Annotated in this window: 1 protein-coding gene (cut by a window edge); it reads left to right on the plus strand. The window is 48.9% G+C overall.

Features of this window, described 5'->3' with window-relative positions:
• Positions 1 to 26,177, plus strand: partial view of a tandem-95 repeat protein gene (locus RYZ26_RS17445; protein WP_317684533.1) — the 5' portion only. It continues 9,700 nt past the right edge of the window; only the first 26,177 of its 35,877 coding nucleotides appear in the window; its start codon is at positions 1 to 3; its stop codon lies beyond the right edge, outside the window.

Raw genomic sequence — 26,177 nt, forward strand, 5'->3', positions numbered from 1 at the left:
ATGAATTATTTCGATCGTGGTAACGGACAGTCCGGTGATACTGGTACTGCCGATTTTGTATGGACAGCTGATAACCTTAAGGTTGTATTGCCGTCGAGTTTCCAGATAGCGACGGCGCAGTTTGAGCGAGCGGGACCTGATCTCGTCATTCAGGCGTCCAGTGGGGAACGCCACCTCGTCGAAAATTATTTTGCTGCCCAGAGCCAGCCGGAAATCGGTTTTGACAATGATGTGGTTTTGCCCGCCAACATCATTTCAAAGCTTGCCGGACCCATTGCTCCCAACCAGGTCGCACAACAAGGGGATGCTGCCACGGCTGAACCGATTGGTACGGCTGAAACTGTCGAAGGCGCTGTTTTTGCCGTGCGCGCGGATGGTAGCCGTGTTGAGTTGGTAACGGGTGATCCGGTTTATCAAGGTGATGAACTGGTGACTGAAGCCGGTGCGGCGGTTGGTATCATCTTTGCTGATGAAACCACCTTTGCGCTTGGTGAAGAAGGACGCATGGTTCTGGATGAAATGGTCTATGATCCGGGTGGGGAAGATGGGGCCGTGGGCCTGACGCTTCTGTCCGGTGCCATGACCTTCGTTTCCGGCGCGGTGGCCAAAGTTAATCCAGATGCCATGCAAATCACCACACCCGTTGCGACCATCGGTATTCGTGGGACGGGTGGTATCGTCAATGGCGGTGATGTCGCGTTGATCGGGGAAGCTGACGGCCAGGTCGGTGAGATTTCGGTGACAGCGCCAAATGGTCAAACCATCACCCTGAACCAGGAAAACCAACTGGTGACGAGTTCAGCGACAGGGCTTGGTGCCGTTACGGTTGCCGATGTAGAAACTCTCGTTGCCATTGGTGGGAATTCGACGGCTGTCATGGCGGCAGCAGGTTTGATTTCTGACGAGATTGCGTCGGCCGCGCAACAGGCGCAAGATAAAATTGATGGTCAAAGCGAGGTAGAGGTTAATTCCGCAGAAGCGGAATATTCCGATGCTTTAGCCAATTTTTCTGTCGAGGTTCAATCTGTCCAGTTTAATATTCTCAAATTCCTTAAAGATTTGGATAGAGATCTCAGATTTGACCCTCGAGTAACTGGAGCAATTGGCGAGTTTAGTGAGTTTGATGCGGCTGAAGCACTTTTGGCTGCTGCAATCGCGTCTGCAAATGCTGCGGCATCTGCGGCATCTGCAGCGGAAGTCAAAGTTCAAAATGCAACGGATGAAACCTCAGCGGCGAATAGTCTTGCGGCAATCGGTGTCACTGACACAGCAGCCGTTATTGATGTTGTTTACGCCGGGTTTGATTCCTTTGGATCGGCCCTTGCTGTTTCTGCTTCCGCCAGTAGTGTGGCAGAACTGGCCACCGCAGCCTTGTATACCACAGGCGAAGGGGTTTCTGGGGATGAGTTGTTACTGATTGCTGAAGAAATTCAGACAGCAGCGGATGCAGCCTTGCTCGCGGCACAACGTATTGACAAAGTTGTCGATGCGGTAATTGCAGCGGCCGAAGAGATGATGAATGAAATCATCAATAATTACAGCACCATTCTGGCAAGTGATGGCGGTGGTGATCTGGATACCGCTTTGCAAAATTATGCAGCGACAAATGATGACGATAAAATCGATGCTTTGCTTGCAGATGAAGGCTTTACGCTTTCAGATGTAAATACATTCCTGGATGATGTAACAACAGCGGTTAGTGGCGCATCAACACAAATTTCTGAAATTCAGACATCGCGCGGGGATGCAACATTCCTTGCTGATTTTGATACGATTATTTCAGAAGCAACCACTTTCATCAACAACGCTGATACTGCGGCAACGACAGCGGCGACCGCCCTTGTGACCGATACGGTTGCAGATGTGAAAACCAACGCGGCATCGGCTCGGACATCAGGACTGAATTTTGAAAGCTTGCTGACCACCTTCAAGCAAGGGGCGCTTTCGACTTATAAAACGGCGCACGCTGGAGCGATTAATGCACGTGTTGCTGATACGGCGGCTGAGAGTGAAGTCAGCAATTTGCAAACACAAACCTCTCTCGGGACGACAACCTCGGCCTATAAGGCTGCATCGAATTCTGGTCCGGCGGGTGACGACTATATGGACGGCACCACAGAACAGCGTCTTTACGGCGCAGATTGGGATGCAGGTGTTACAGATAACAAAACTGTCGAAGCTGATGGGGACAATGCAGATAAGACGGACGGAACACAAGGCGCGGTAGGCACGACATCTGCAGCTTATGATACGGAAAAAACCGATCTGGACAACGCCATCACTGCCCTGCAAACAGCGTCGGGGAATGTTTTGACGCCGCTGATCGAATGGGCAAAAGCGGAAGCCAAGCTGGAAGTTCTGACAGAACGGACAGGCCTTGCGCTTGATAACGTACAGGCTTATGCAATCGATGAAATCGAAAATGCGGCGGAAAACTTTATCGATACCGTTGGCGTGACAGTCGATGCTTTGATTGAAACGCTGGCGCAGGCAGAAGCCAGTCTTGCCGGGACTGCACCTGCAAGCTTTACGGCGGCTGAAACACAATTCACAAGTTTGCAAACGGCACTTTCGGACCTTTCAGCGAGTATTGATGGGATTGGTCTGTATGAAGATGATACAGCAGACGATCCAACCAAGGCCGAATTGCAACAAATGGTCGATGATGCCCTGGCAATTGGCACGTTGCTCGAAGACGTTGAAGCGGCGCTGACAACAGCTTCTGGCGATCTGACTGGTGAAGATGCGGCAAAGGGTTATGTTGATTCTTTGATCACCGCGATTGGGTCGATCGAAACAGCATTTGATACAGCACTGGTTCAGTTAGACCAAGGCATTGATTTTGATACAACAGGTGCAGATGATCTGAGTGTCGGCAATGGGGCAACCATTTTGTCCACTGCGGTTGGCGAAATCAACGAAGCCATCGCAGCGATGAATACGGCGATGGATGATATCTCCACGGCAGTACAAACCCTGTCTGATTCGCATTCTGCGGATACTGTTCTGGCCCAGAATGCACAGGATATCACAACGCAGGTTGATAATTCCAAGACGCTGAATGATTTTGCGAAGTCACTGACTGATCTGTGGGAAAGTGCGTTTGATACGGCAAATACAGAACGTGAGGCGGCACAAACAGATTTTACGACTAAAGAAACAGCTTACAACAATGCGTTGGCAGCTGAAGAAGCAGCACGTGTTGCGCTTGTTGGGGATTCATCAAATAACGGTGCCTTGAAAGACTTTCAGGATGCGGGCACAGCCAAGTATGAAGCTGAAAAGACACTTGCCTATGATGAAGCTTACCTGGACGTCGGTCGTTCGATTGCAGAAGACCGTGCGGAAAAATTCATTCAACAACAGGAACAGACCGTCGAAACGGCACTGACCAATGCTTTTGCGGCAGTTGAAAGTGCCAAAGCAGCAAGTGTTGCGGCACAAAATGCTTCTACACCGACCAATAATGATGTTTCCATTACCCAACAGGCGCAAGCCGATGCGTTGGCGGCGAAAAATGCAGCGGCAACAGCACTTGGGGATGCGCAAGCTGCGATTACACGTGTTCGTCAACTTGCGACAGACAGTACATCCTTTAATAATTTGGGCAAAGCTGCACCTTCTGATGTGACCGAACGTTACAACACGCTGGCGTCCAAATTCGAAACCTTGAAAGCTGTGGCAGCCGTTGATGGCACTACCTACACCGATGTAGACGGGTCAACTCAGACATTTAACAGCGACGGCACCGTGCAAAAATTGGCACTGGCCGTCGATGCCTATGATGCGTTGGCTGATTTGCGCGCTGCTGGGGCCAATCAGACTGATATCAACAATGCGCAAACTGCTGCCAACACAGCTGCTGGTGATGTAGAAGCGGCTGAAAAAGCAGAAGCCACTCAACGTGCAGACGCTGCGGTGTTGGAAGCTCAATCTGCCTTGAAGCTGGCCCAGGATACGCTGGCAACGGCGCAATTATCATTAACTGAAGCAAATAAGACTGACGTCACGGGCGCACAGTCGCTTTATGATCAAATCAACACGAGCCTTTCTACAGTTGATAGCTTTGAAGACGATGCGATTGCAGCGCGCGCCACGATCGGCGGTCCAACAACTGCGGCACAGGCAGGGGCTGCGGCCAGTACGGCAGAAGCCGCGGCGAATTCTGCAGTCAGTGAAGCTGCCAATATGGTTTCACTATCCAAGCAATTGTCCGGGCTTGTTGTAGCCTGGGCAGTCGCAGAGGTTAGCGCACAACTGGCTATCGCCGAAGCCGCACAGGCAGCGGCAGAGGCTGCAAACGATTTATTGGAAACAGCGTATAACCAGATCAATATCAATTATTCGACCAAGACTGTTACGCAAGATGCGGTTGATGCGGTTCAGGGTCTTGTCCAGAATACAATTACGACACAGGCGGCAATTGTTGAAAATCAGGTTGCAATCGCAGATGCTGCCTTTGCAGCGGCTGAAGCCGCACTGGACATTGGGCGCCTTGGTTCCGGTAAATATTCCGCCTTTGCAACCGATTTGCAAACTGCTGCGGACGAAGTCGGTGATACCCGTCAGGCAGCGTCCATTACAGAAAACACAAGCCAAAGTGCGCAGGCAAATCTGGCAACAGCAGAACTGTCACAGACCCTGATTGAAACCTTGCTTCAGGCCCGACAGGACCGCGAAGCCGCAGAAGCCGCTGCACAGGAAGCTGCTGATACAGCTGCGCAAAATGCGCAAGATGCCTTGGACGAGCAAGAAGCCGCACAAGCAACGGCGGATGCAGAAGCTGCTGCGGATGCGAGTGCTCAGGCCGATATTGCTGCGGCGAAAGCAGCCCTTGCCGCAACCTATGCGGAAGCGGCACAACAAGCAGCGATCCGTGCGAACCAGACTGTCGCAGATGCGCAATATGAATTGGCTTCACAGGCTGCGCAGGAAGCGGCGGCGGCGGCCACTCAGGCTGCAAAACTTGCCGCAGGTCATGGGGCAACGGCATTGGCATTTGCAACGACGGCATCGTCGTCTTCTGCTGAAGCACAAGCCAGTCTGGCGATTGCATTGACTGCGAAAAATACGGCCACCAATTCGGCTGCGGCGGCAAGTTCCTGGCGTTCAGGTGAAGCGACCACGGATGTTGATGATGCAAAAGATGCAGTGACGGCTGTTTCCGGGTCAAACGGTCTTGTAGCACGTGCCAATGCAAACGCTGAAGCGGCTATTGCCGCGGTGAATACAGCAAAATTTGGGGATGGTGCAGATAAACTTGGTTCTATCCAGTTGCAGGTGGACGCCGCGTCGGCCAAAGCGTCCTGGGATTCACAGATTGAATCTGAAGGCAGTGCGGTTGATCGTCTGCTGACAGAAATGAACAAAGAAGGCATCGTTGATGGTGATGGTGCAGCATATACCAAAACCTTTATCGCTGGTCTGGATGCTGCAGGGTTGGATGCTCTTGATTTGACCGATGCCGGAGCCAAAGAAATTGTTCTGCGTATTTGGGTGAATGCGCTGAAATCTGCCAAGACGGCAACAGCAAATGCAGAAACGGCATATAATACTGCCAATGATGCCGCAACCAGTGCAACGACCGAGGTTAGCGTTGCTGAAGCCGAAGCTGCAGCCGCCCTGAAGGCAGCGGTTAATGCGGCAGCACAGGTTGCAGATTTAGTCGCAAAACAGGCTGCTGCTGAAGCTACGGAAACATTGGGTCGTCTGGCGGCTGATTTACAGGCTGAAAGTACTGTTGATGATGTTTTGGATGTTCTGGATACATCAAGGGTGGCGCTGAATAGTGCGACAGCAACGGATGACGCTACAGATATCATTAATGATGAATTTTCAACGCTTACATCCTTAACATCATTGACTGTTTCGACCATCACGCAAGATGATGTTGATGCCGCAAATGCGGCTTATACAGCGGCGACAACTGCGTTGGCTACGGCACTGACTGCGAAAAATAACGCCGATACTGCGGCAGCTAAAATTGATGATGTTGATGGGGCTGGAAGTGGAACCATTTCGGCGATTGAACAATTTTATGTGGACGTTTCCGGCCTGCCGGGTACGCCTTCTATTGGTCAGCTAGATAATTACGACACAAATACTCATGATTGGGTTTATGTTAACGGCACGACACATGTGGTTCATGTAGATTCTGTTGCAAAATATAATTCCGTTCTGTCCAACATTGACCTGGTTGAAAAACAAACAGATCAGATCACCAAGACCTATAACACCCTTGCGGCCAAAGTGGACGAAGCGGCACAAGCGCTTGAGTCCATCCTGGCTGTTAAACGGGAAGCCGACTTCATTACAGCTGGCGAAGTGCAGGATATCAAAGACGAATTTGGTGATGCCGTTGAACGGACAGAAACAGCCACCGAAAAAGCTGTTGATTCAGCTTATTCTGCTATTGATGCGGTTAAATCATCCATTGATGGCGTGATTGCCCTGGTTGACGGTGCAAGTGTCGATGGCAGCAATGTTGTAACTGTCACAGGCGACGCTGACCTTGGTACCTTGTTGACTACTGCGTTGCAGAATATCGTTGCAGCGCGTACGGCTGCGGATAATTTACGCACCGATGTTGATGGTTGGTCAACGGATGACGGCAGCCTGACAACACCAACGGATCAGGCTGTTGCAGATGCGATTACCGATATTGGTACTGTCGTTGGCAATATGGGCACGATTGTTCAGAACCTGACAGACGTTCTGGCTGATCTGACAGATGGGACATTTGCCGATGATGCGGCCATTCTCGCCCTGGATGGTGCCCGTCATGCAGAGACGTCGATTACGCAAGCCCAATCTGCAGCAACCAATTTGCAGACATTGCGCGGGAATCAGACTGACTTGAATTCAGCGACAACCGTCGAAGCTGCCTTGGCCGAATTGGAACCAGCCAATGATGCCACTGCAAATGCCAAAACCGCTGCGCAGGAAGCAGGGGAGGCTGCAAATAATGCAGGTCAGATTTCGGATATCCAGCAAACCCAAGCGGCCCAAGCTGCCGCGGATGCTGCCCAAGCCGCCCGTCAGGCCGACTTTGATGCAGTGATTGCGGCACGCGATAACACTGAAGCCGTTTCCACAGCTGCACGTGATGATGCGGATGCTGCCAAAACGGCCTATGACAATGCGGTCGCTGATCTGAATACGGCAACCACGCAAGCAGCAGATGCCGCAACAGCTGCGACCTTTAGCGGGTCAACATTCTCTGATCAGAAAGTTAAGGCAGCGATTGAACAAGCCAATACAGCAGCACAACGAGCCTTGGGGGCTGACAGCAATAACGCTGATGCTTTGAATATCACCTCTGAAGTTGCCAAGGCGCGGGCGGCTTGGTTGGCTGCAGAAACAGCAGCGGATAATGCAGACGCAGCTTATGCTGCGATTTTGCAGGCCGTGACGGATGCGACAACTGCCTTTGATGCAGGCAATTCCGTTTCACAATATCGTCAAACAGCTGAAACAAACGTCAAAACGCTTGTTGATGAAAATGACACGGCAGATACCAAACGTCAGGAAGCACAAACCGCAGAAACAGATGCAGGCACGGCTGCAACACGCGTTGCGACCCAATCACAAAGTGCTGTCGATAATCGTGACATATATAATGTGTCTGATAGCGTCGCCAACCTGTCCGGCAATGCCGAAGATCAGGTTGACGCTGCACTGACTGCCATGACCAGTTTGAAATCTGAACGTGATACAGCTGAAACCAACGCACAGACCGTGCAAACTAATGCCGAAGCAATTTCTATTGAATCTGCCGCTGTTAGTAATGAAACTGAAGCAGCTGCTCTGCAAAATGAGATCCAAGCGGAAAAAGACGCCCTGACAACTGCAGAAGGACTTGCAAGTGATGCTGCAGAAAATGCAACAACCCATCTGGCGACGATTCAGGCTGCCTATGATCAGGCTGTGTTGGACCGTGATGCAGCACAGACCTTGGTTGACAACGCAGGTACTGATGCAAATACCTTCGCCCAAGCTGAATTAACAGCTGCAAAAGCGGCGGTGACCGAACTTGCCGCCTTATTGCAGGAAGCAACGAATGTGAATGCCGAAGCACAATCAGCTGCGACTGAAGCTGCAAATTCATTGACCCTGGTAAATGAAATTGGTGGGGATGTTGCTGAAATTTTGGCTGAAGCAGCGGCGGCCAAAGCACAAGCGATTGCGGCATATGATGCGGAAGCTGATGCGTCTGCTGCGACAGCTGGACAATCGGCGACCCGTGCAAAACAAATCTCTGACGAAGTCTCCCTTAATAATGAGGGGCTTTATCATGATGCGAAAACACTCGCCACTGACACGAATACAGCTATTCAAAACTGGCTGGACGATAACACTATCCAGACAACGCTTGAAACCAAGCTGGGCACGACAGATTACAATGCACTGAAAGCTGCAGTTGAAGCGCTGCAAGATAATGTTGATAACACGGCAAGTAACCTGAATGCGCAATTGGATACGGCCCTTGGGGAAATCACAACAGCCCTGAGCGCTGCACAAAATGCGGCGACCGCAGCCCAAGGATTTGCAGATCAGACCAATACTGAAATTGCGGATGCCAGATCAGGGGCGCAAAATGCAGCGGCCCAAGCGGTGACAGCAGAAACCAACGCATCTGTCATTGATGCGCAACGCTCCTTGATGGAAAGTCTGTATGCGGATGTTCAGTCCGTTGCAGAAGGCTTTGCGCAGTATAAATCAGAAGCAGATGCGCAGATTGCCCTTGCACAAGCCGAAGCAGAAGCAGCGGCGACACCGGAAGCTTATGACGATACATTTAGTGGGGACGATGCCTTAACCGAGGATACCGCAGAGGTCATTAACTTATTTGCTGACAATGGAAATGGTGTGGATGGTCGTGACGATAATGGTGCAATCGTGCTTGAAAGCGTCGGAAGTCCAGAACATGGTACGGTTGAAATCGTTGATGCAAGTGCTGGAACAGTGAGATATACACCAGATCCGGATTATAGTGGCGAAGATACTTTTACTTATACGATTTCTAACGGTAACGGAAAGTTCGCTTCGGCAACTGTATCTCTAACTGTAAAAGCCGAGAATGACGCTCCTGTCGCGGTAAAAGACTTTAGTTCCATGGTTGATGAAACAACCGCTATTGATGTGCGTGTTCTGTTGAACGATACGGATGTTGACGGCGATAGTGTCGTTATTTGGGAAGTGATCGGTGACGGCGCGGCCGCTGAGACTGCGTTGGTAGATGGCTCAAGCAATTCAACTGCATCCTCTAGCCCGATTGATATTTATGAGTTGGATGATAGTGGAAATTCAACTGGTAAACTTCTAGGTGAAGCATCGTGGACCAGTGGTGGCTCTCTTATTACCTTCACACCAAGTGCGGACGGATTTGATTATCTGGCTGATGGGGAAACTGATACCTTCACATTCAGTTATACGGTATCAGATGGCTTGGTGCCATCAAGTGCAGGCCAGGTGCTTGTAACCGTCACCGGGGATAATGATGCCCCTGAAATTACTCTTCATTCGGCCTTTACGCCCTCATTTACTGAAGATGACGCACCTGAACAAGTCTTCAATAGCAGTGCATACAGTATCGATGATGTTGATGGTGATACGATTGAAAGTGCAACAATCGAAATCACCAATCTCAAAGAGGGAGATCAGCTCAATTTTACTGCACAAAACGGTGTAACCGGAACATTTGATGCAGTAACAGGCCAGTTGGTTTTAACGGATAGTGGCAGCGCGGCTACAAACGCAGATTTTAAAGCTGTAATTGATAGTATTACTTATGAAAATACGACCGAAAACCCTGATGAATCGGGACGGGTGATTTCGTTAACACTTAATGACGGTGAACTCGACAGTAACACGGTCAATGCCACTGTTTTAGTAAGTAGTGTGAATGATGCCCCTGCGGTTGTTGACGCAAGTGTTCAACCTGATTTGAATGCAATTGTCGAAGATACACTTAATCCAGCCGGGACAACGGTTGCCGATATTCTAGCGCAACTTGATGCGTCTGATGCTGAGGGCGATACCATTGGTATTGCGATCATTGATACGCCATCGACCAACGGAACGTGGGAATATTCAACAGATTCAGGGTCTAGCTGGACCGATATGTCCGGCCGTACACCAACCACGGCAAAACTGTTGGATCCAACAGGTATGGTCCGCTTTGTGCCGAATGCAGAATTTACTGGTGATCCATCTATTCAGTTCCGTTTATGGGATGGAACATCCGGGACGCATGGGCAGTTGGCGGATGCCAGCACTTATGGCGGTGTTCATGCCTTTGGTGATGATATTCTGACGGCCAATATTGCTGTGACACCCGTCAATGATGCGCCAGCGCAAGGGGCTTATCGTGACAATGTGATGAGCTTTGATAGTCCTGGCGATCATATTGATATGGCTGAACTCGCCATCAATGATATGGCGCAAGGGACCATTGAAACCTGGATTTACACAGGTGATATTGGCGATGGTTCAACACCAGGCACGGGGACAACGATCACCCGTACCCAAGGTGATTTTGTAGGGACAAACGCCTGGTTCGGTGTGGGCTTGAATAGTGGTGATAGTGATATCACAGGTCAGCCTGGCCAATTGGTCTGGCGTCCCCAAAATGGCGTGGACGCATACAGTACCGGGACGATTGAAGCCAGTAAATGGGTTCACGTCGCGGTCAGCTTTGATGCAACCGAAGCCAGATTCTATATCAACGGTCAACTTGACTCGACCGTTTCCGGTAATTTCGCCATTCCATATCTTGCTGAGTCTTTCGTTGATTCAGGGCAGGGCCATGTGTTTGCGGCCACTGTTGGTGGTACGCATGACGCGAATTATTCCGGTCCGAACCAGTTGGATGATATTGCAGTCTGGAATACCGTTCGTACAGATGCTGAAATCGCGGCGAGCTATGAATATGACATCGACCGGACAGATTCTGATTTGCGTTGGATGATGGACTTTGAAAATGGTCAGCCAACAGACGTTTCCACAGCAGGGACGGATTACACAGGGACTATCGCCAATGGTGCAAATGGAACGCAAGCTGCGCTAGACCTGCCGGACGATCAGGTTTCTTCCGGTATCTACACTGGCGCAAATTATGTTGAGACCGCTGTCCAGCCGGATGGTTCTTATGCCATGTTCTGGCAGGTGACTGAAGCAAGTCCTGCCAATGGCGATATTGTGGGTCAACTCTTTAACGCCGATGGCACAAAACTGGGCGCGGAGTTTTATGTTTCTGATGGTAGTGGCGAAGCAGATAATATTGGTGATAACAGTTATGTAACGGTTACGCCTGATGGCGGCTATTTGGTCACGTGGTTAAATACCAATACGACCCAGGACGTTGTGATGCGCAAGATTGGTGTCACGGGTTCCGGTCCAGACTTGACGGCCACGGAAACGCTTGTTCGTTCTGGCGGGATCAACCATTGGAATCCGGGTATTACGTCCATTGGTAACGACAATTATGTCGTTGTCTGGAATGATAATTCCGGTGCTGCCTACGTTCAGGCGATTGACGGTTCGGGGAACCTGTTAGGCACAATTCAAAACGTCTCTCCGGGGCAGGCCAATGTTTCAGTCTCTGACATCATTACACTGGATAATGGTGATATTGCTGTCAGCTTTAATGACAATGCCAACTTTGACGCGTTTGTTTCTGTATTTGATTTCGATACCACAGGCAATACCTGGACACAGGTGCTGGGGTCTGTAAATACAGCAAATAATGCAACGCCAGGCCAAAACCAGGTGGGTATTTCTCAGCTTGCGAACGGTAACATTGCCGCAACCTGGTATGACGGCGATGCGCAGGATATCAAAACGTCTGTGATTGATCCTGCAACAGGGAACAAGGTGGTTTCTGAACTTGTTGTTAACCTCACGACTGCAGGTGTTCAGACTGATACAGAAATCGAAGCACTTTCAGATGGAACCTATGTTGTTGTCTGGACGGATCAGAGCGGTGAAGATGACGATGGTATGGGTACCTTTGGCCAACGGTTTGATGCTGCGGGTAATAAAATTGGTAATGAATTCCAGATTAATGCCATCGGGGCAGGGGATCAAAGTCATCCCGTTATTACTGATTTGGGCAATGGCAAGTTTATCGTGGCCTGGTCAGACAATGACGGTAGCCTGCATATCGAAAGCGCTGTCTTCCAGTATGAGGGAACAGAAACTCCGCATTACGCAGATGACCACGAAATTGCCCATTCGGTTTATGATAAGCCCGTTAACTATGATGTGGCCTTTGATGGCATTCATTATTCTGAAACGGTTATTCAGGCTGATGGGTCGTATGGTGTCTTCTGGTCAGGTGTGGAAACTGGAAAATCTGGCTATGATATGTATGGTCAGCTGTATGACGCAAATGATAATCCGGTTGGTGGCTCATTCCAGATCAATTCTGATCCATCAGATTTGAATCAGGAATATCCAGGACGTACGACTTATGTTACCGCCAATGAAAACGGCGAGTACGTTGTTGTTTATCGTCAGAATGATATCGCTGATACACATGCGACAGACATCATGATCCAGACGATTGGAGTGACATCTGATGGCCCAGATTTGAGCACGCCAGCATCCGTTATTACAAACAATACGGTTGATCGGATGAACCCGGGCATCGTTTCATTGGGCGGGGATCGTTATGTCGTTACCTGGAACAATGATAACGGTGGTACATTTGCGCACCTCGTAGATAGCGACGGTAATATTTATGCCAGCCAGGGCGTTTCCAGCGGATATCCGGACACAGCAGTTCAGGATATCGAGCTTTTGGCCGATGGCAGTATTGCCATTGCCTTTGAGGACGTCACAGGCACAGATGTCATTGTTTCTGTTTATGATATCGATACGACACTGAATAGCTGGACTGAGGTTGTCGCCCCACAAACGGTGAGCAATACACCATCGGGTGCTCCTGTTAATATGCGTCTTGCACAATTGGCGAATGGCGACCTTGTCACGGTTTGGAGCGATACGGCAGCGACTGATGGCAGCGGTGCGGGTGTCTTTGCATCCATCATGGATCCGACTACGGGGGACATGGTTAAAACAGACTTTGTCGTTCCTGCCAGTATTACTGGCGATCAGGGTGAACCTGTTGTCACGGCGCTTTCTGACGGCGGGTTCATTATCTCCTGGAATGATTTTTCAGGTCTTGATGGCGATGTTCAGGGTGTTTATGCCCAACGTTATAATGAGGACGGTAATCCGGTTGGTGTTCAATTCCAACTGCATGTCGATAATACCGCAGACCAGTACCATCCGATGATTTCTGATTTTGGGGATGGGCGCTTGCTGGTCACCTGGAATGATTTGAACAGTGGTACGGCGGTCGTTGAAAAACGCATCTTTACCTACAATGGCACGGATACGCCAATTCCGCTGCAACAATATGAAATTCAGGAAGATACGAGCCTTGCGGTTTCTGCAAGTGATCTGCTGGCATACTTCAGCGATGTCGAAGGCGAAACCCTGTCCATTTCCAGCGTAACGCTGGATGGTGTCGCGGTGACACCGGATGGGAATGGCGAATATATCCTGACCGCAGCAGCTGATTTCTTTGGTCATCTGCCATTGGTCGTAAGTGTGACGGACGGGACAAATACAACGGCTGGGCATTTCCAGTTGGAATTTTCCGCTGTGAACGATGCCCCAGTGCTGGTGCCGCTGACCATCAATGCGAATGAAGATGACGTTATTACCTTTACACTGAACCAGTTGAAGGCGCAAATCACCGATGTGGATGGTGACGTTGCCACTATTGATACGGTTGCTGGCGTCAATTTGGCAACATTGGATTCAACTGATCAGGTTCTCAGCGATGGTACGTTGCAGTATGATTCTGCAACCGAGACATTTACCTTTATTCCGAATGCAGAATTTGATCAGACGCAATCCATCACATACACCGGGTTTTCTGGTCCGGATGCGGTGAACAGCAGCTTTAACCTGGCTTATACCGGGATCAATGATGCACCGCGCCTGACGAGTGTGCCGTTGGCTGATGGTGGTGATCAGCTTGTCAGCACGACGGGTGGTGTGCTTCCATCTAATGATTATGTGGATATGGTTACCCATACAGATGGGTCCTATGCGGTCTTTTGGGTCAAGGATACCGGCGGGTCTGTAGGCCATGTGATGACCCAGCTATATGATGCCAGTGGTCAGAAGATTGGTGGCGAAATCCAGGTGAGTGCTGGACAGACAAATGGTTATTACCCCAATGCCACGGCGACGACCGATGGTGGGTATATGGTCACATTCAATACCAACGATCCGGATGCGGACGTCTTTATGCGTAAAATCAGCGCTTCCGGTAGCCTTGGGACTGCGCAGCAGATCAATTCAGTCGATGCTTCCAGCCAATATCAGGCACATATTGCGTCTCTTGGTGATGTTCAGGGCGATAGCAACGAAGAATTTGCAGTTATCTGGCGCGATGAAAGAGGGGCTTCTAATGACAGCATTTATATGCGCATTGTTGATGAAGCAGGCAATTTCGTCAGTGCTGAACAGGAAATTCCGCAAGTCGGAGCCTATCAAGTTCCTGCTGACGTCATTCATATGGGTGCGGGTCGCTTTATGGTCACTTATAACGACCAATCTGGCGTAAGCTGGGGGCAGCGTTATTCTGTTTATGATTACAATGATCTGGCTAACCCTGTTGTTGATAGTGTCTTGTTGTCACCAACCACGACGTCACAAGGTTTGTATGGTGAAAGCGCGCTTTTAAGTAATGGGCAGGTTGTTTATGTCTGGGGTGGCGATACGGGAGATTCAGGCGATACCAATGGCGGTATCCTGATGAGTGTCATCAATGCTAATGGTTCCATTGATACATCAAGCCACCAGGTTCTCGTCAATACAACCACAGTCGGCATTCAGGAATATCCAAGCGTAGCAGCTCTTTCTGACGGTGGATTTATCGTTGTTTGGGATACACCGAATGACGGCAGTGGCAATGGTATTTATGGTCAACGTTTTGATGCGAATGCCGATCCGGTTGGAATTGAGTTCCGTATCAATGACGATATCACCAATACGCAAAGGTTTGCGAAAGTCATAGAAGGTGAAAACGGGACCTTCACGGTAAGCTGGTATGAAAGTACTGGTGATATTGAACAACGTACCTTCGATACGGCAGGTGAAACAACGCCCGTTCCTTATATTTCAGAAACAAATCCGGTTCTTGATGTTGAAGTCAGTGATGCTGCATTTACGACAATTAGCCAATCACATACTGCTGTACAACCAGATGGTTCCTACGCGGTCTTCTGGACTGGTCAAGTGTCCGGTGATGCATCAAAAAGCCTTCGTGGTCAATTGTATGATGCAGATGGGAATAAGCTCGGCGAAGAGTTTTATGTGTCCGATGGCGGTGTCACTTCAGCAAATACATCTGATACACAATTTGTGACCGTTACGCCTGATGGCGGCTATATGGTCGCTTGGGTCGAAGGTAGTGATCTTGAAGTTATAACCCGCAAAATCGGTGTGAATGCTGACGGACCGGATTTAACAGCTTCACAGATGGCTATTACAAGTGATGGCATAAATCAGTTTAATCCTGGGATCATTTCCATTGGGGGCGACAAGTATATTGCCACATGGAACGATGGTTCCGGGGCGGCCAAAGCCCAGATTATTGACAGCGCAGGTAATTTGCTGGGTGCAGAACAAGATATCTCAACACGTGCGAGTGGACCAACAGACGTATCTCTGACAGGTCTTTCTATGGTTGATGCCGATACGGTTGCGTTTGCCTTTACGGACAACACAAATAATGACGCAATGGTATCTGTTTTCGATATCAATTCTGGGGCCAATACATGGTCAGACGTCTTTATTTCAAAGAATGCGGCAAATGATCTTGTCCCAAGTCAGGCGAAGCCAACCGTGGCAGGCCTGCCTGGCGGTAACGTCGTTGTCGTCTGGCAAGATGATTCAGCAACTGACGGTGCAGTAAGTGGTATTGTTGCGTCTATTATGGATGCGTCAGATGGTACATTAATTAAATCTGATTTCGTTGTAAATACAACAAGAACTGGTATGCAGACCCAACCGGATGTGACCGTTTTATCTGACGGGACCTTTATGGTTATTTGGACCGAAGCGGATGATGGTACTGCGACAACTGGCATCGCTGCACAAAGATTTGATGTAGCAGGCAACGCAATTGGTAATGAAATAATTGTCAATGCTGACAATGCAGGTAACCAAAACCAACCCTCTATTTCTGACTTGGGTGATGGTACTTTTGTTATCACCTGGACAGATGATAACATTGATAAAGACATTGAATCCCGCCTCTTTACCTATGAAAGCGTTCAGACACCTATTCCGGTCAACGAATTGTCCGGTGTGGAAGACACTGCAATCACGCTGACAGAAGCAGAACTGCTGGATGCATTCTATGATGTAGAAGGCGATACGCTAAGCGTAATCAGTGTTCAGGCGACAAACGGGACGCTGGTTGATAACGGAGATCAGACCTGGACATTCACGCCAAATGCGGATTACACAGGAAAAGCGCGTCTGGAAGCACAGGTTACGGACGGTACGACACCGTCTTATGGTGCGTTTGAAATTGATCTGTCGCCAGTAAATGACGATCCTGTCCTGACAACACTTTCGACTGAGATTGGAATTGTTGGGGATCGCGCGGTTCATAGTGATGGCACATATGCACGGTTCTGGGTGGAAGACGGTAAAGTTGTCGGTCAGATTTATGATAGTTCTGGTGGTTCAACTGTTGCCAAGTTTGACGTCAGCCTTGATCCGAATACGACAGCTCAGCCTAAAGTCACGACCGCACCTGATGGTGGTTACCTGGTAACCTGGATGTCTGATGTTTCATCGTCAGATCTGGCTTATGCGCGTCATGTGAATGCAAATGGCAGCCTGGATACGGTTATTCAATATGGTACGGAACAAGGGCATTTGATCAGCCTTGGTGATCCGAACAACGATACCACTGATGAATATGCTTATATTCGTTCTGACGGGATTAGTAGCCCTGCGAAAGTTTCGGTTATCAGTGAAAGCGGTGGCGTTGTCACTGCAGAGCAATCAATCGCGATGACATCTGGCGGTATTAAATCCTATGCCAGTGATTTGGTTGATCTGGGTGGTGGTTTGATCGGGATCACGACACGTCCATCCGATAACACAGCCTGGTATCCAGAATATTCGGTTTATTCTTATAACAACCTGTCCGCACCTGTTCATGGACCAATTGCGCTGACCAACAAGGCTGCCCCAAGCAATGGTGGTGCGAAAATTGAATTGCTGCCGTCCGGTCATCTTGTTCTCACCTGGAAAGAAGGGGACGGGGATACGGATGGTAACGGCATTGTTGCGCGTATTATCCAGCCAGATGGCACAACTGTTGTGAACAATTTCCTGGTTAATACCACGCAAACTGGGTCACAAGTTGATCCGAAAATCGCATCGCTGACAGATGGTGGCTTTGTCATCGCCTGGGAAGACCAAGATGCGCTTGATGGCGATGGCCATGGTATTTTTGCTCAACGTTTTGATGCAAATGGCGTCAAAGTCGGGACTGAATTCCAGGTTACCAATAATATCGCTGGTGATCAGGCCCTTGGGACAATTTCAACCTTGTCAGATGGTCGTTTCGTCATTTCCTACGATGACGACGGCAAACTTGTTGAACAGGTCTTCACTACTGAAGGACTGACCACACCTGCGTCGGCCGCAACGGTCAACAATTCAAATGAAATCACCCTCAATGAAGATGTGGTGGTTGAAGGCCAGATTGTCGCCGATGACGTGGATGGCGATGATCTGAGTTATTCACTTTACACGGGTCCGTCAAATGGTGTGGCGAACGTCAATTCCGATGGTTCTTACACCTATAAACCAAATGCGGAATTCAGCGGGACAGACACATTTGATGTTCAGATTGATGATGGTAATGGTGGCTATATCACTGAAACCATCACTGTGAATGTTACAGCGCAGAATGATGCACCTGTATTTGATGGGGTGTTGCAGCCACGACCTGCGCTTGCCTTTGACGGGGATGACTATGTTGTGACTGATGTAACATCACAGGTAAGCTCTGCCTTTACCCTTGATGTTCGTTTCACAACACAAACCGTCTCTGATGGTCAATACAAGCCACTTATCAGCAAAGGGGATGGGTCACCAGGTGCGGTTAACTCACAGGCAGAATTTAATCTGCAAGTTCAGGATAATGGTAACCTGAACTTCTTTATGGGGAACGGAACAACATATGGTGTGCAGATTGATGGCGGTATCCTTGCCGATAACACTGACTACCATGTCGTAGTGACATTTGACGGGACAACAGCCACAATTTATCTGGATGGGGTACAAGTTGATTCTGGCACCTTTAGTGGCACACCTGTCAGTACGACAGACCCGCTTGAAATTGGTCACTATTACAATACAGATACGCAATATTGGGAAGGCAGCATTGCAGATGTCCGCGTATGGGATAGCGCAATTGCACAACCCAACTTTGGCCAACCAATTATCGGCAACGAAGCAGGCTTGGTAAGCTTCCTGCCGCTGGATAATATCAATTCTGCCACAGGCACGACCCTTGATCTTGCGACAGGCAATAATGATGCGGTTCTTGGAACTGGGACGATTGGTGATGCGCAGGAACCAACACTTGGAACTTCCGGCAGCATTCTGGATAATTCATTTGTTGTCCTTGTTGCAGAAGACAATGTAGCAAGCGGTACGCTTGCGGCAACCGATGCCGAAGGCGACAGCATTACCTTTGGATTAAGTACTGCTGCTACAAATGGTACAGCGGTTGTCAATCCGGATGGCAGCTATACCTATACGCCAAACGCAGATTTCAATGGTGTTGATACCTTTACTGTCAGTGCTGATGATGGGGTAGGCGGCGTCAGAACTCAGGTTATTTCGGTCAATGTAACGCCTGTAAATGATGCACCTGATCTTGTTGTCTTTAATGACACGGGTCTTGAAGATACGGTCATTACATTCACTAAAACAGAACTGCTTGCTGGTGCGTCTGATGTTGACGGCGACAGTTATGATATCTATCACGTTGCAGGGGTTAATCTTGCGACGCTGGAATCAACACCGCAAAACACAGACCATGGCGTATTGAGCTATAACAGTGGGACTGAAACATTTACATTTGTTCCACATACTGACTTTAACGGCACAGACTCAATTTTCTATTCTGTCTATGACGGCACTGACATTGAAACGTCTACGATTAATCTGACGCTTACACCGGATAATGATGCGCCTGTTGCGATTACTTATGAAAATCCAACGACATTCATGACCTTTGATGGGGCAGATTACATCCAGACAGGTGTGACAAGCCCAATTAGTTCGTCCTACACAATCGATGTTAAGATCAAAACGGAAGTTGCCGCAGACGGCACTTTCAAGACCATTGTCAGCAAAGGGACAGCTGCGTCTGATTTCGGGACAGAGCTTCATCTGCAAATTCAGAACGATGGCAACCTCAACCTGTTTATGGGCAATGGTTCTGGATATGGTCTTGAACTTGATGGTGGCATTCTCGCAAATGATACGGAATACCATGTTGTCGTCACCTTTGATGGGACCAACGGGGTGATGTATATTGATGGTACCCAAGTTGCGACGGATACCTTTACAGGTTCACCAAATGGGACCACAGATGCCATTGAAGTTGGTCATTTCCATAATGGGACTGACCACTACATGGACGGTGGCATTTCCGATCTGCGTATCTGGAACAATGCGATCCCACAAGCTGATTTTGGCCAGCATATCGAAGGGACGGAAAATGGCCTTCTGACTTACCTGCCATTGAATAGCGTTGATATTTCTGCAGGTACAACACCTGATCTGAAATCTGGAAATTCTGATGCGCAGATGGGGACTGTAAGCATTGGTGATGCGGCTGAACCGACGTTAACAATTACACCGACTGACGATGTGATCGTTGATGATGCAACCGATGTCTTTACGAAACCTGTCCAAACCATGGTCGGCCCGGATACTTATTTCACTGCCTGGGTGGAAGGTACTGGCGCTATGGCCGATATTCAAGGTCAGATGTTCAGCGCCAATGGCGATCCAATCGGCCCTGTTGTTGAGATTACAACGGAAGACGGCGTGGATCAGGGCTATGTCAACGTAACAACCCTGAATAACGGCAAAGTTGTTATTACTTATGCTGATAACACAGCGAACAAAAACTACGCTGTTATCTATGATACAGCGACAAACACAGCTGGTACGCCAATTGTTGTAAGTTCAACTGGTTCTGATGTATTTGGTGCGAAGGTTACAGCGCTGTCTGACGGCGGTTTTGTTACTGTTTACAAGCTGACAACGTCAGATAATGACATTTTTGCTCGTCGCTTCGATGCAAATGGCAATGAAGTGGAACCACATACGGAAATCCTTCAAGCGATCCCGGCACATCATCAGCATGGTCCACGGATCATTGAATTGAATGAGGCTGGCACGCCTGGTAAATTTGTGGCGACATGGAGCAGTGAAGCAACGCCCAATGCGGTCTTTGCACAAGTTCTTAATCCTGACCTGACGCCGTTCGGTGATATTATTGATGTGAGTACATCATCTGAAACGTCGACTCGCCCAGATATGGTGGCGTTACCGGATGGCGGCTTTGCCATTATTTATGATGTGACGACTGGTGCCGAGGAAGGCGTTCGGATGTCTGTCTACGGCAATGCAGCAGAAGGTTATGGCCTGAAAGTTGATCAGGCAGATGTTGTGTTGAATGACACAGCGGTTCGCACAACGATGGATGTCTCCGGAGACGGAACAATCCTGGTTTCCTGGGAACAGGAAGGATCCAACGGTGTCGATATCTTTGGTCAATATATGACGGCCAATGGTGAAAAGGCGGGTGGCCCGTTCCAGATCAACGGCATTGATGCCGCAGTTCAATCTGCAACCGACGTACTTGCTATGAGTGATGGTTCCTTCATGGTCAGCTGGCAGGATGATACGCAAGGCGCAATCATTCGCAAAAAAGTGATGGCTGCCATTGAAGATCAGCCACGTACTCTTGCGCTGACAGGAATGGATGCGGATGGTGATGCATTGACCAACACCATTACCCAACTGCCAAGCCATGGTAAGATTTATCAAACTGCAGATGGCACCACGCAGGGTGTGGAAATCACATCCACGGGCACAGTTATTTCAAATGCCTTTGGTCTTGTGATTTATGTTCCTGATGCGGGCTATAACGGTCCGGAAACCATTGAATTTAGCGTGTCTGACGGGACAGCTGCGCCTGTTGCGCAGGAACTTGAATTTGATGTTCTGTATGTCAATGATGCTCCTGTCGATGCCGGGACAACATTTGCGACTGTAGAAGACAATACGCCATTTACCTTTGATACCAATGATCTGGCAGCAGGCGTTACGGACGAGGAAGGTGACACTATCACCATTTCCGACGTGAATGTTGATCCTGCACAGGGCGTATTGGTCTATAACGGTGTTGTTGGTGGGTATGATCAATATACTGTTACACCGAACAGTGGGTATAATGGTACGTTGGACATCAATTTTACAGCAAGTGATGGCACAACAACTGTTGTTAGTTCTGCAAGCCTGCCTGTTGGTGGGGCACCTTCTGATATTACCCTGGATACAAATAGTGTTGACGAAAACCTTGATAGCGCGGTTATTGGTAATCTGACAGCGGTTGATCCGGATTCAGGCGATACACATACTTTCAAATCACTGGATAACCGTTTTGAAATTGTCAACGGCAACCAGTTGAAGCTGAAGGACGGCGTGTCCCTTGATCATGAAGAATTCGGCGGAAGCTATGGCGTTCAGATCGAAGTAACTGATTCAGAAGGATTGACGTTGACCAAATCGGTCAGCGTGACCATCAATGATTTGAATGATGGTATTGATATTACGACAAATATGACCAGTGCCCTGTCACTGGATAGCAAAGTCATTACGGCTGCCTTGACGACCACATCCACGACCAGCGTTACTATGGAAATCTGGGTGAAACCTGTGTCTGGTGGGGCAACGCATCAGCTTCTTGTCGGAAACGGTACAGGGGGCACAGATGGCTATAGCCTGCAACTGCATGAGACTGATGCCATTCGTCCGGAATTGGTGATAGAAGGCGTCGGAACGCTTGCATTTGACGGTGTGACATTGCTGTCAAATCAATGGGCACACCTTGCGGCGTCTTATGATGGTGCAAATTGGACGGCTTATGTAAACGGTGTCCCAACCACGCTTGATGGCTCAATTGACGGCATTGATACGACTGCGACACCAATTACACCAACTGGCGGAACGGTGATTGGTTCCGGCTTTGATGGCAGCCTTGATGAAATCCGTATCTGGGATACAGCCCGGACACAGTCGGATATTGAAGACAATATGCATACGACCCAATCAGGTAATGAGATTGGGTTGAAAGGTTTATGGTCCTTTAGCGAGTCTGACGGGTCGTTTGTTTTTGATCGTGCGATTACAGATGGCATTCAGGTGGGTGTTATTCAAAATGAAGCCAACGCGTCGGTCGGGTATGCAAGTGTACTTGATCATTCCGACGGTCAGGTGGTTGATGAGCTCTATTTTGAGTCTGCTTCAAGCAGCGATCCATATTCCAACATGTTTGGCAGTATCACTCTTGGTGATGATGATACGACAACGGAAGAATTGACGGTTACGTTGACGGTGACGGATGGGGCAATTTCCTTTGATGAAAGTAAAGCAAATCTGACGTCCGTTTCCGGAAACGGAACAGCTTCTATTATCATCGTTGGCAATATTGATGAAATTTCACAGCATGTATTGTCCAATAATCTGAAATATACGCCTGCGGCTTCTGGTCCAAGTCAGGGTACGTTTACCATTACGGTCAATGATAACGACCCGACAACCCCAGTTACTACGACGAAAGACATTGCATACTATGTCGATTATTCCATCGATATGGACTTTAGCGGTACTGGCCTTCCCGATACCATCGGTGGCTATACGGGTGATGATACGCTGACGTCAACAGGAACCGGCGATACGTTGTTTGGTGGTGACGGTGATGACATTCTGAATGCGGTCGTATCCGGTCAGACTCTGATTGGTGGTGCGGGCGATGATGTCTTTGCAGTAAACGGTATTGGCTATAATGACATCTATGGTGACGGTCAGATGCCGGGCGGTATCCAGCCCCAGGCCAATACGTCTTATCTGCCGGATCAATCTGAAATCGATTTTGATGTGTTGTCTTACGCACCACACACCGCTGGTCCCATTCATGCGAACTTCAGTGCCAATACCGTATCAGGTATTGGTGGTGTGGATACCTTTACGGACATTGATTATGTCATCGGTACCACTCACGGTGATACCTTTACCGGATCAAACGGTCTGTCTGTTTTTGCGGGGATGGACGGTGTAGATACTTATAATGGTGGGATAGGGACGGATGAAATCCGCTTTGACCTTGAATCAGGTACTTTCGGTATCACAGTGAACCTGCAAACAGCACTTGTTGTCGATACCTATAACAATACTGAGATGTATGGTTATACAGGTGCAACAGATGCGATTGAACGGGTTCGCGGATCTGACAATGATGATAACATCACCGGGTCTAATTATTCTTGGGCGGAACGTTTCGCTGGTATGCAAGGGAACGATACCATCGACGGTGGCGCAGGTGAGGATGACGAACTTGATTATTCCCGCGATATCTCAGGCGTAACGGTTGATCTGGATGCAGGTACGGCCACAGATGGTTGGGGCAATACCGATACGATTTCCAACCTGGAACATGTTCGCGGGTCACAGTTTAACGATAACTTCTTTGGCTTTAATACGGGCAGTGATACCTACAACATCTTCTACGGTCTGGCGGGTGACGATACCTTTACCGGTCGTGGCAGTTTTGTAAATTATGATGTTGTGTCATATGAAAAAGATATCTGGTACAACGCCTTTAACGGTATCGCTGTCACCGCAAATGGTGACTCCTCCATCTATACCGTCATTGATGGCTTTGGTGATACGGATACGCTAAATGATATTGATCGTATCCACGGTACGCTGTTTGACGATAGCTTCACAGGTGGTTCTGGTCAGGATGTCTTCCGTGGCTTTGCGGGTAATGACTATTTTGATGGTGGCGCTGGCGGTATTGATGAAGTTGATTACCGTGGTGGTAGTTCCACAGAGGGCGCTTACGTTGATCTTGCCAACGAAACAGCCCGCGATAACTGGGGGACAACCGATACACTGATCAATGTGGAACGTGTGCGTGGTACCAACTACGACGATACGATCATCGGTAGCGATGTGACCAACCGTCTGCGTGGGTATGACGGCAATGATGTTCTTGTCGGTGGCGGCAGCAACGATACGCTGGAAGGCGGCGCTGGTGATGATACGATCATTGGTGGGACTGCCATCACGCCGACCATTCATTCTGTCGATCAGGATGGCAATGCCGTCGGTGGTGGGGCCTATGCAAGTGTGATTTCATCTAATGGTCAGTGGATGTCCTTTATGTCACCATCTACGACCTCACTGGTGGATGGTACCTCTGTTGGCGGTAACAATGTCTATCTTAAAAACCTGCAAACAGGTGAAATCAAATACGTTTCAACAGATGACAGTGGCGCATTAACGACTGGCCAATCGGTATTTGGTGTTTCGGATGACGGTCAATATGTCCTGTTTAGCAGTAACGCAACAGACCTGAACAACGCGCAAGATAGCGATGGTCAGATTGATCTGTATCTGAAAGATATGCAGTCGGGTGCCGTTCATGTTGTGAATACGGATGCGACAGGTTCAAAAACAACGACCTATAATATCGACTATGCTGAACTATCGGCTGACGGATCATCTGTCTTCTTCCAGGCTTATCGGACTGAAGTTCCCGGACAGTCAGGAACGGGTCGTGGTGTCTTCCATAAAGATGTGAGTGGCGCAGATCCAAATACCGGGGCACTGACTTCTGTATCGTCAGACAATATCGGTACGGTAGAAACAGCTGGCCCTGTTAACCAAATGTTTGGGACATCGGCGGATGGCAACATCATCGTGTTTGGGCATGGTGGTGCAACGCCGCTAATCAATGGACTGACTGCAGGCGAATACTATGTCTATAAGAAAGACCTGACAACGAATGCAATTGAGGTTGTCAGCCTTGATGATACAGGTACAGCAATTGCCGGAAATTCAGCTGAATTTACCGGAATTACCATATCGTCTGATGCGCGTTATGTCCTGTTTGTTTCAGATGCAAATGATGTCGTCAGTGGTACCAGTGGTGCGCAGCTTTATTTGCGCGATACCGTAAGCAATACAACGCAGTTGGTCAGTGAATCTGCAACCGGTGTGGATGCAAGCGTTGCCAGCTGGCACTTTATCGCAGAAAATAATGCCATCTCAGATGACGGACGTTTTGTTGTCTTCTCCACCAATGCGTCAAACCTGGTAGATGGGGATACCAATGCGCTGGAAGATGTCTTTATCAAAGATATGCAGACAGGAAACATTGAACGTCTGAACGTTTCTGTGGACGGTGCGCAAATGCCAAGCGGTATTTCACGCGTTGTTGGTATGAGTGCTGATGGTACGTCGATTTCCTTGCGATCCGACACAGACGGTCTTGCTTCTGGTGACAGCAATGCGACTTATGACATCTTTACTGTCAGCAACCCATTCCTGGCCGCTGCTGATGGCAACGACACCATCACGGGTGGTGCTGGTCTGGATATTCTTGATGGTGGTGATGGAGATGACATCTTCGTCTATGAAAGCTGGACAGACAGTTATTACAACCACTCTGGCGATCAGAAGATCGATATCATCAAAAACTTTGAAAGCGGTTCAGACAGTCTTCGTCTGTCCGGTGCCAATGGTTATGAATTTGGCAATCTGAGCTTCGGTGATTTTGCCGATATGGATGCTGCCATTACGGCCATGTCGTCTGATCCGTCCTCTGATCGTATCTATTTCTTCACTATCAATGGGGATGGCTATATCCACGTGAAAGGCACGGGGAATGGAACGACGGATTATTCCGGCCTGACGGTCAAGTTTGAAGGGCTGATTGATCCAATTGCTTTTGATGACTTTGAAAGCGGCGTGACGTC

It is taken from the genome of Terasakiella sediminum, assembly GCF_033100395.1.
Classification (GTDB): domain Bacteria; phylum Pseudomonadota; class Alphaproteobacteria; order Rhodospirillales; family Terasakiellaceae; genus Terasakiella.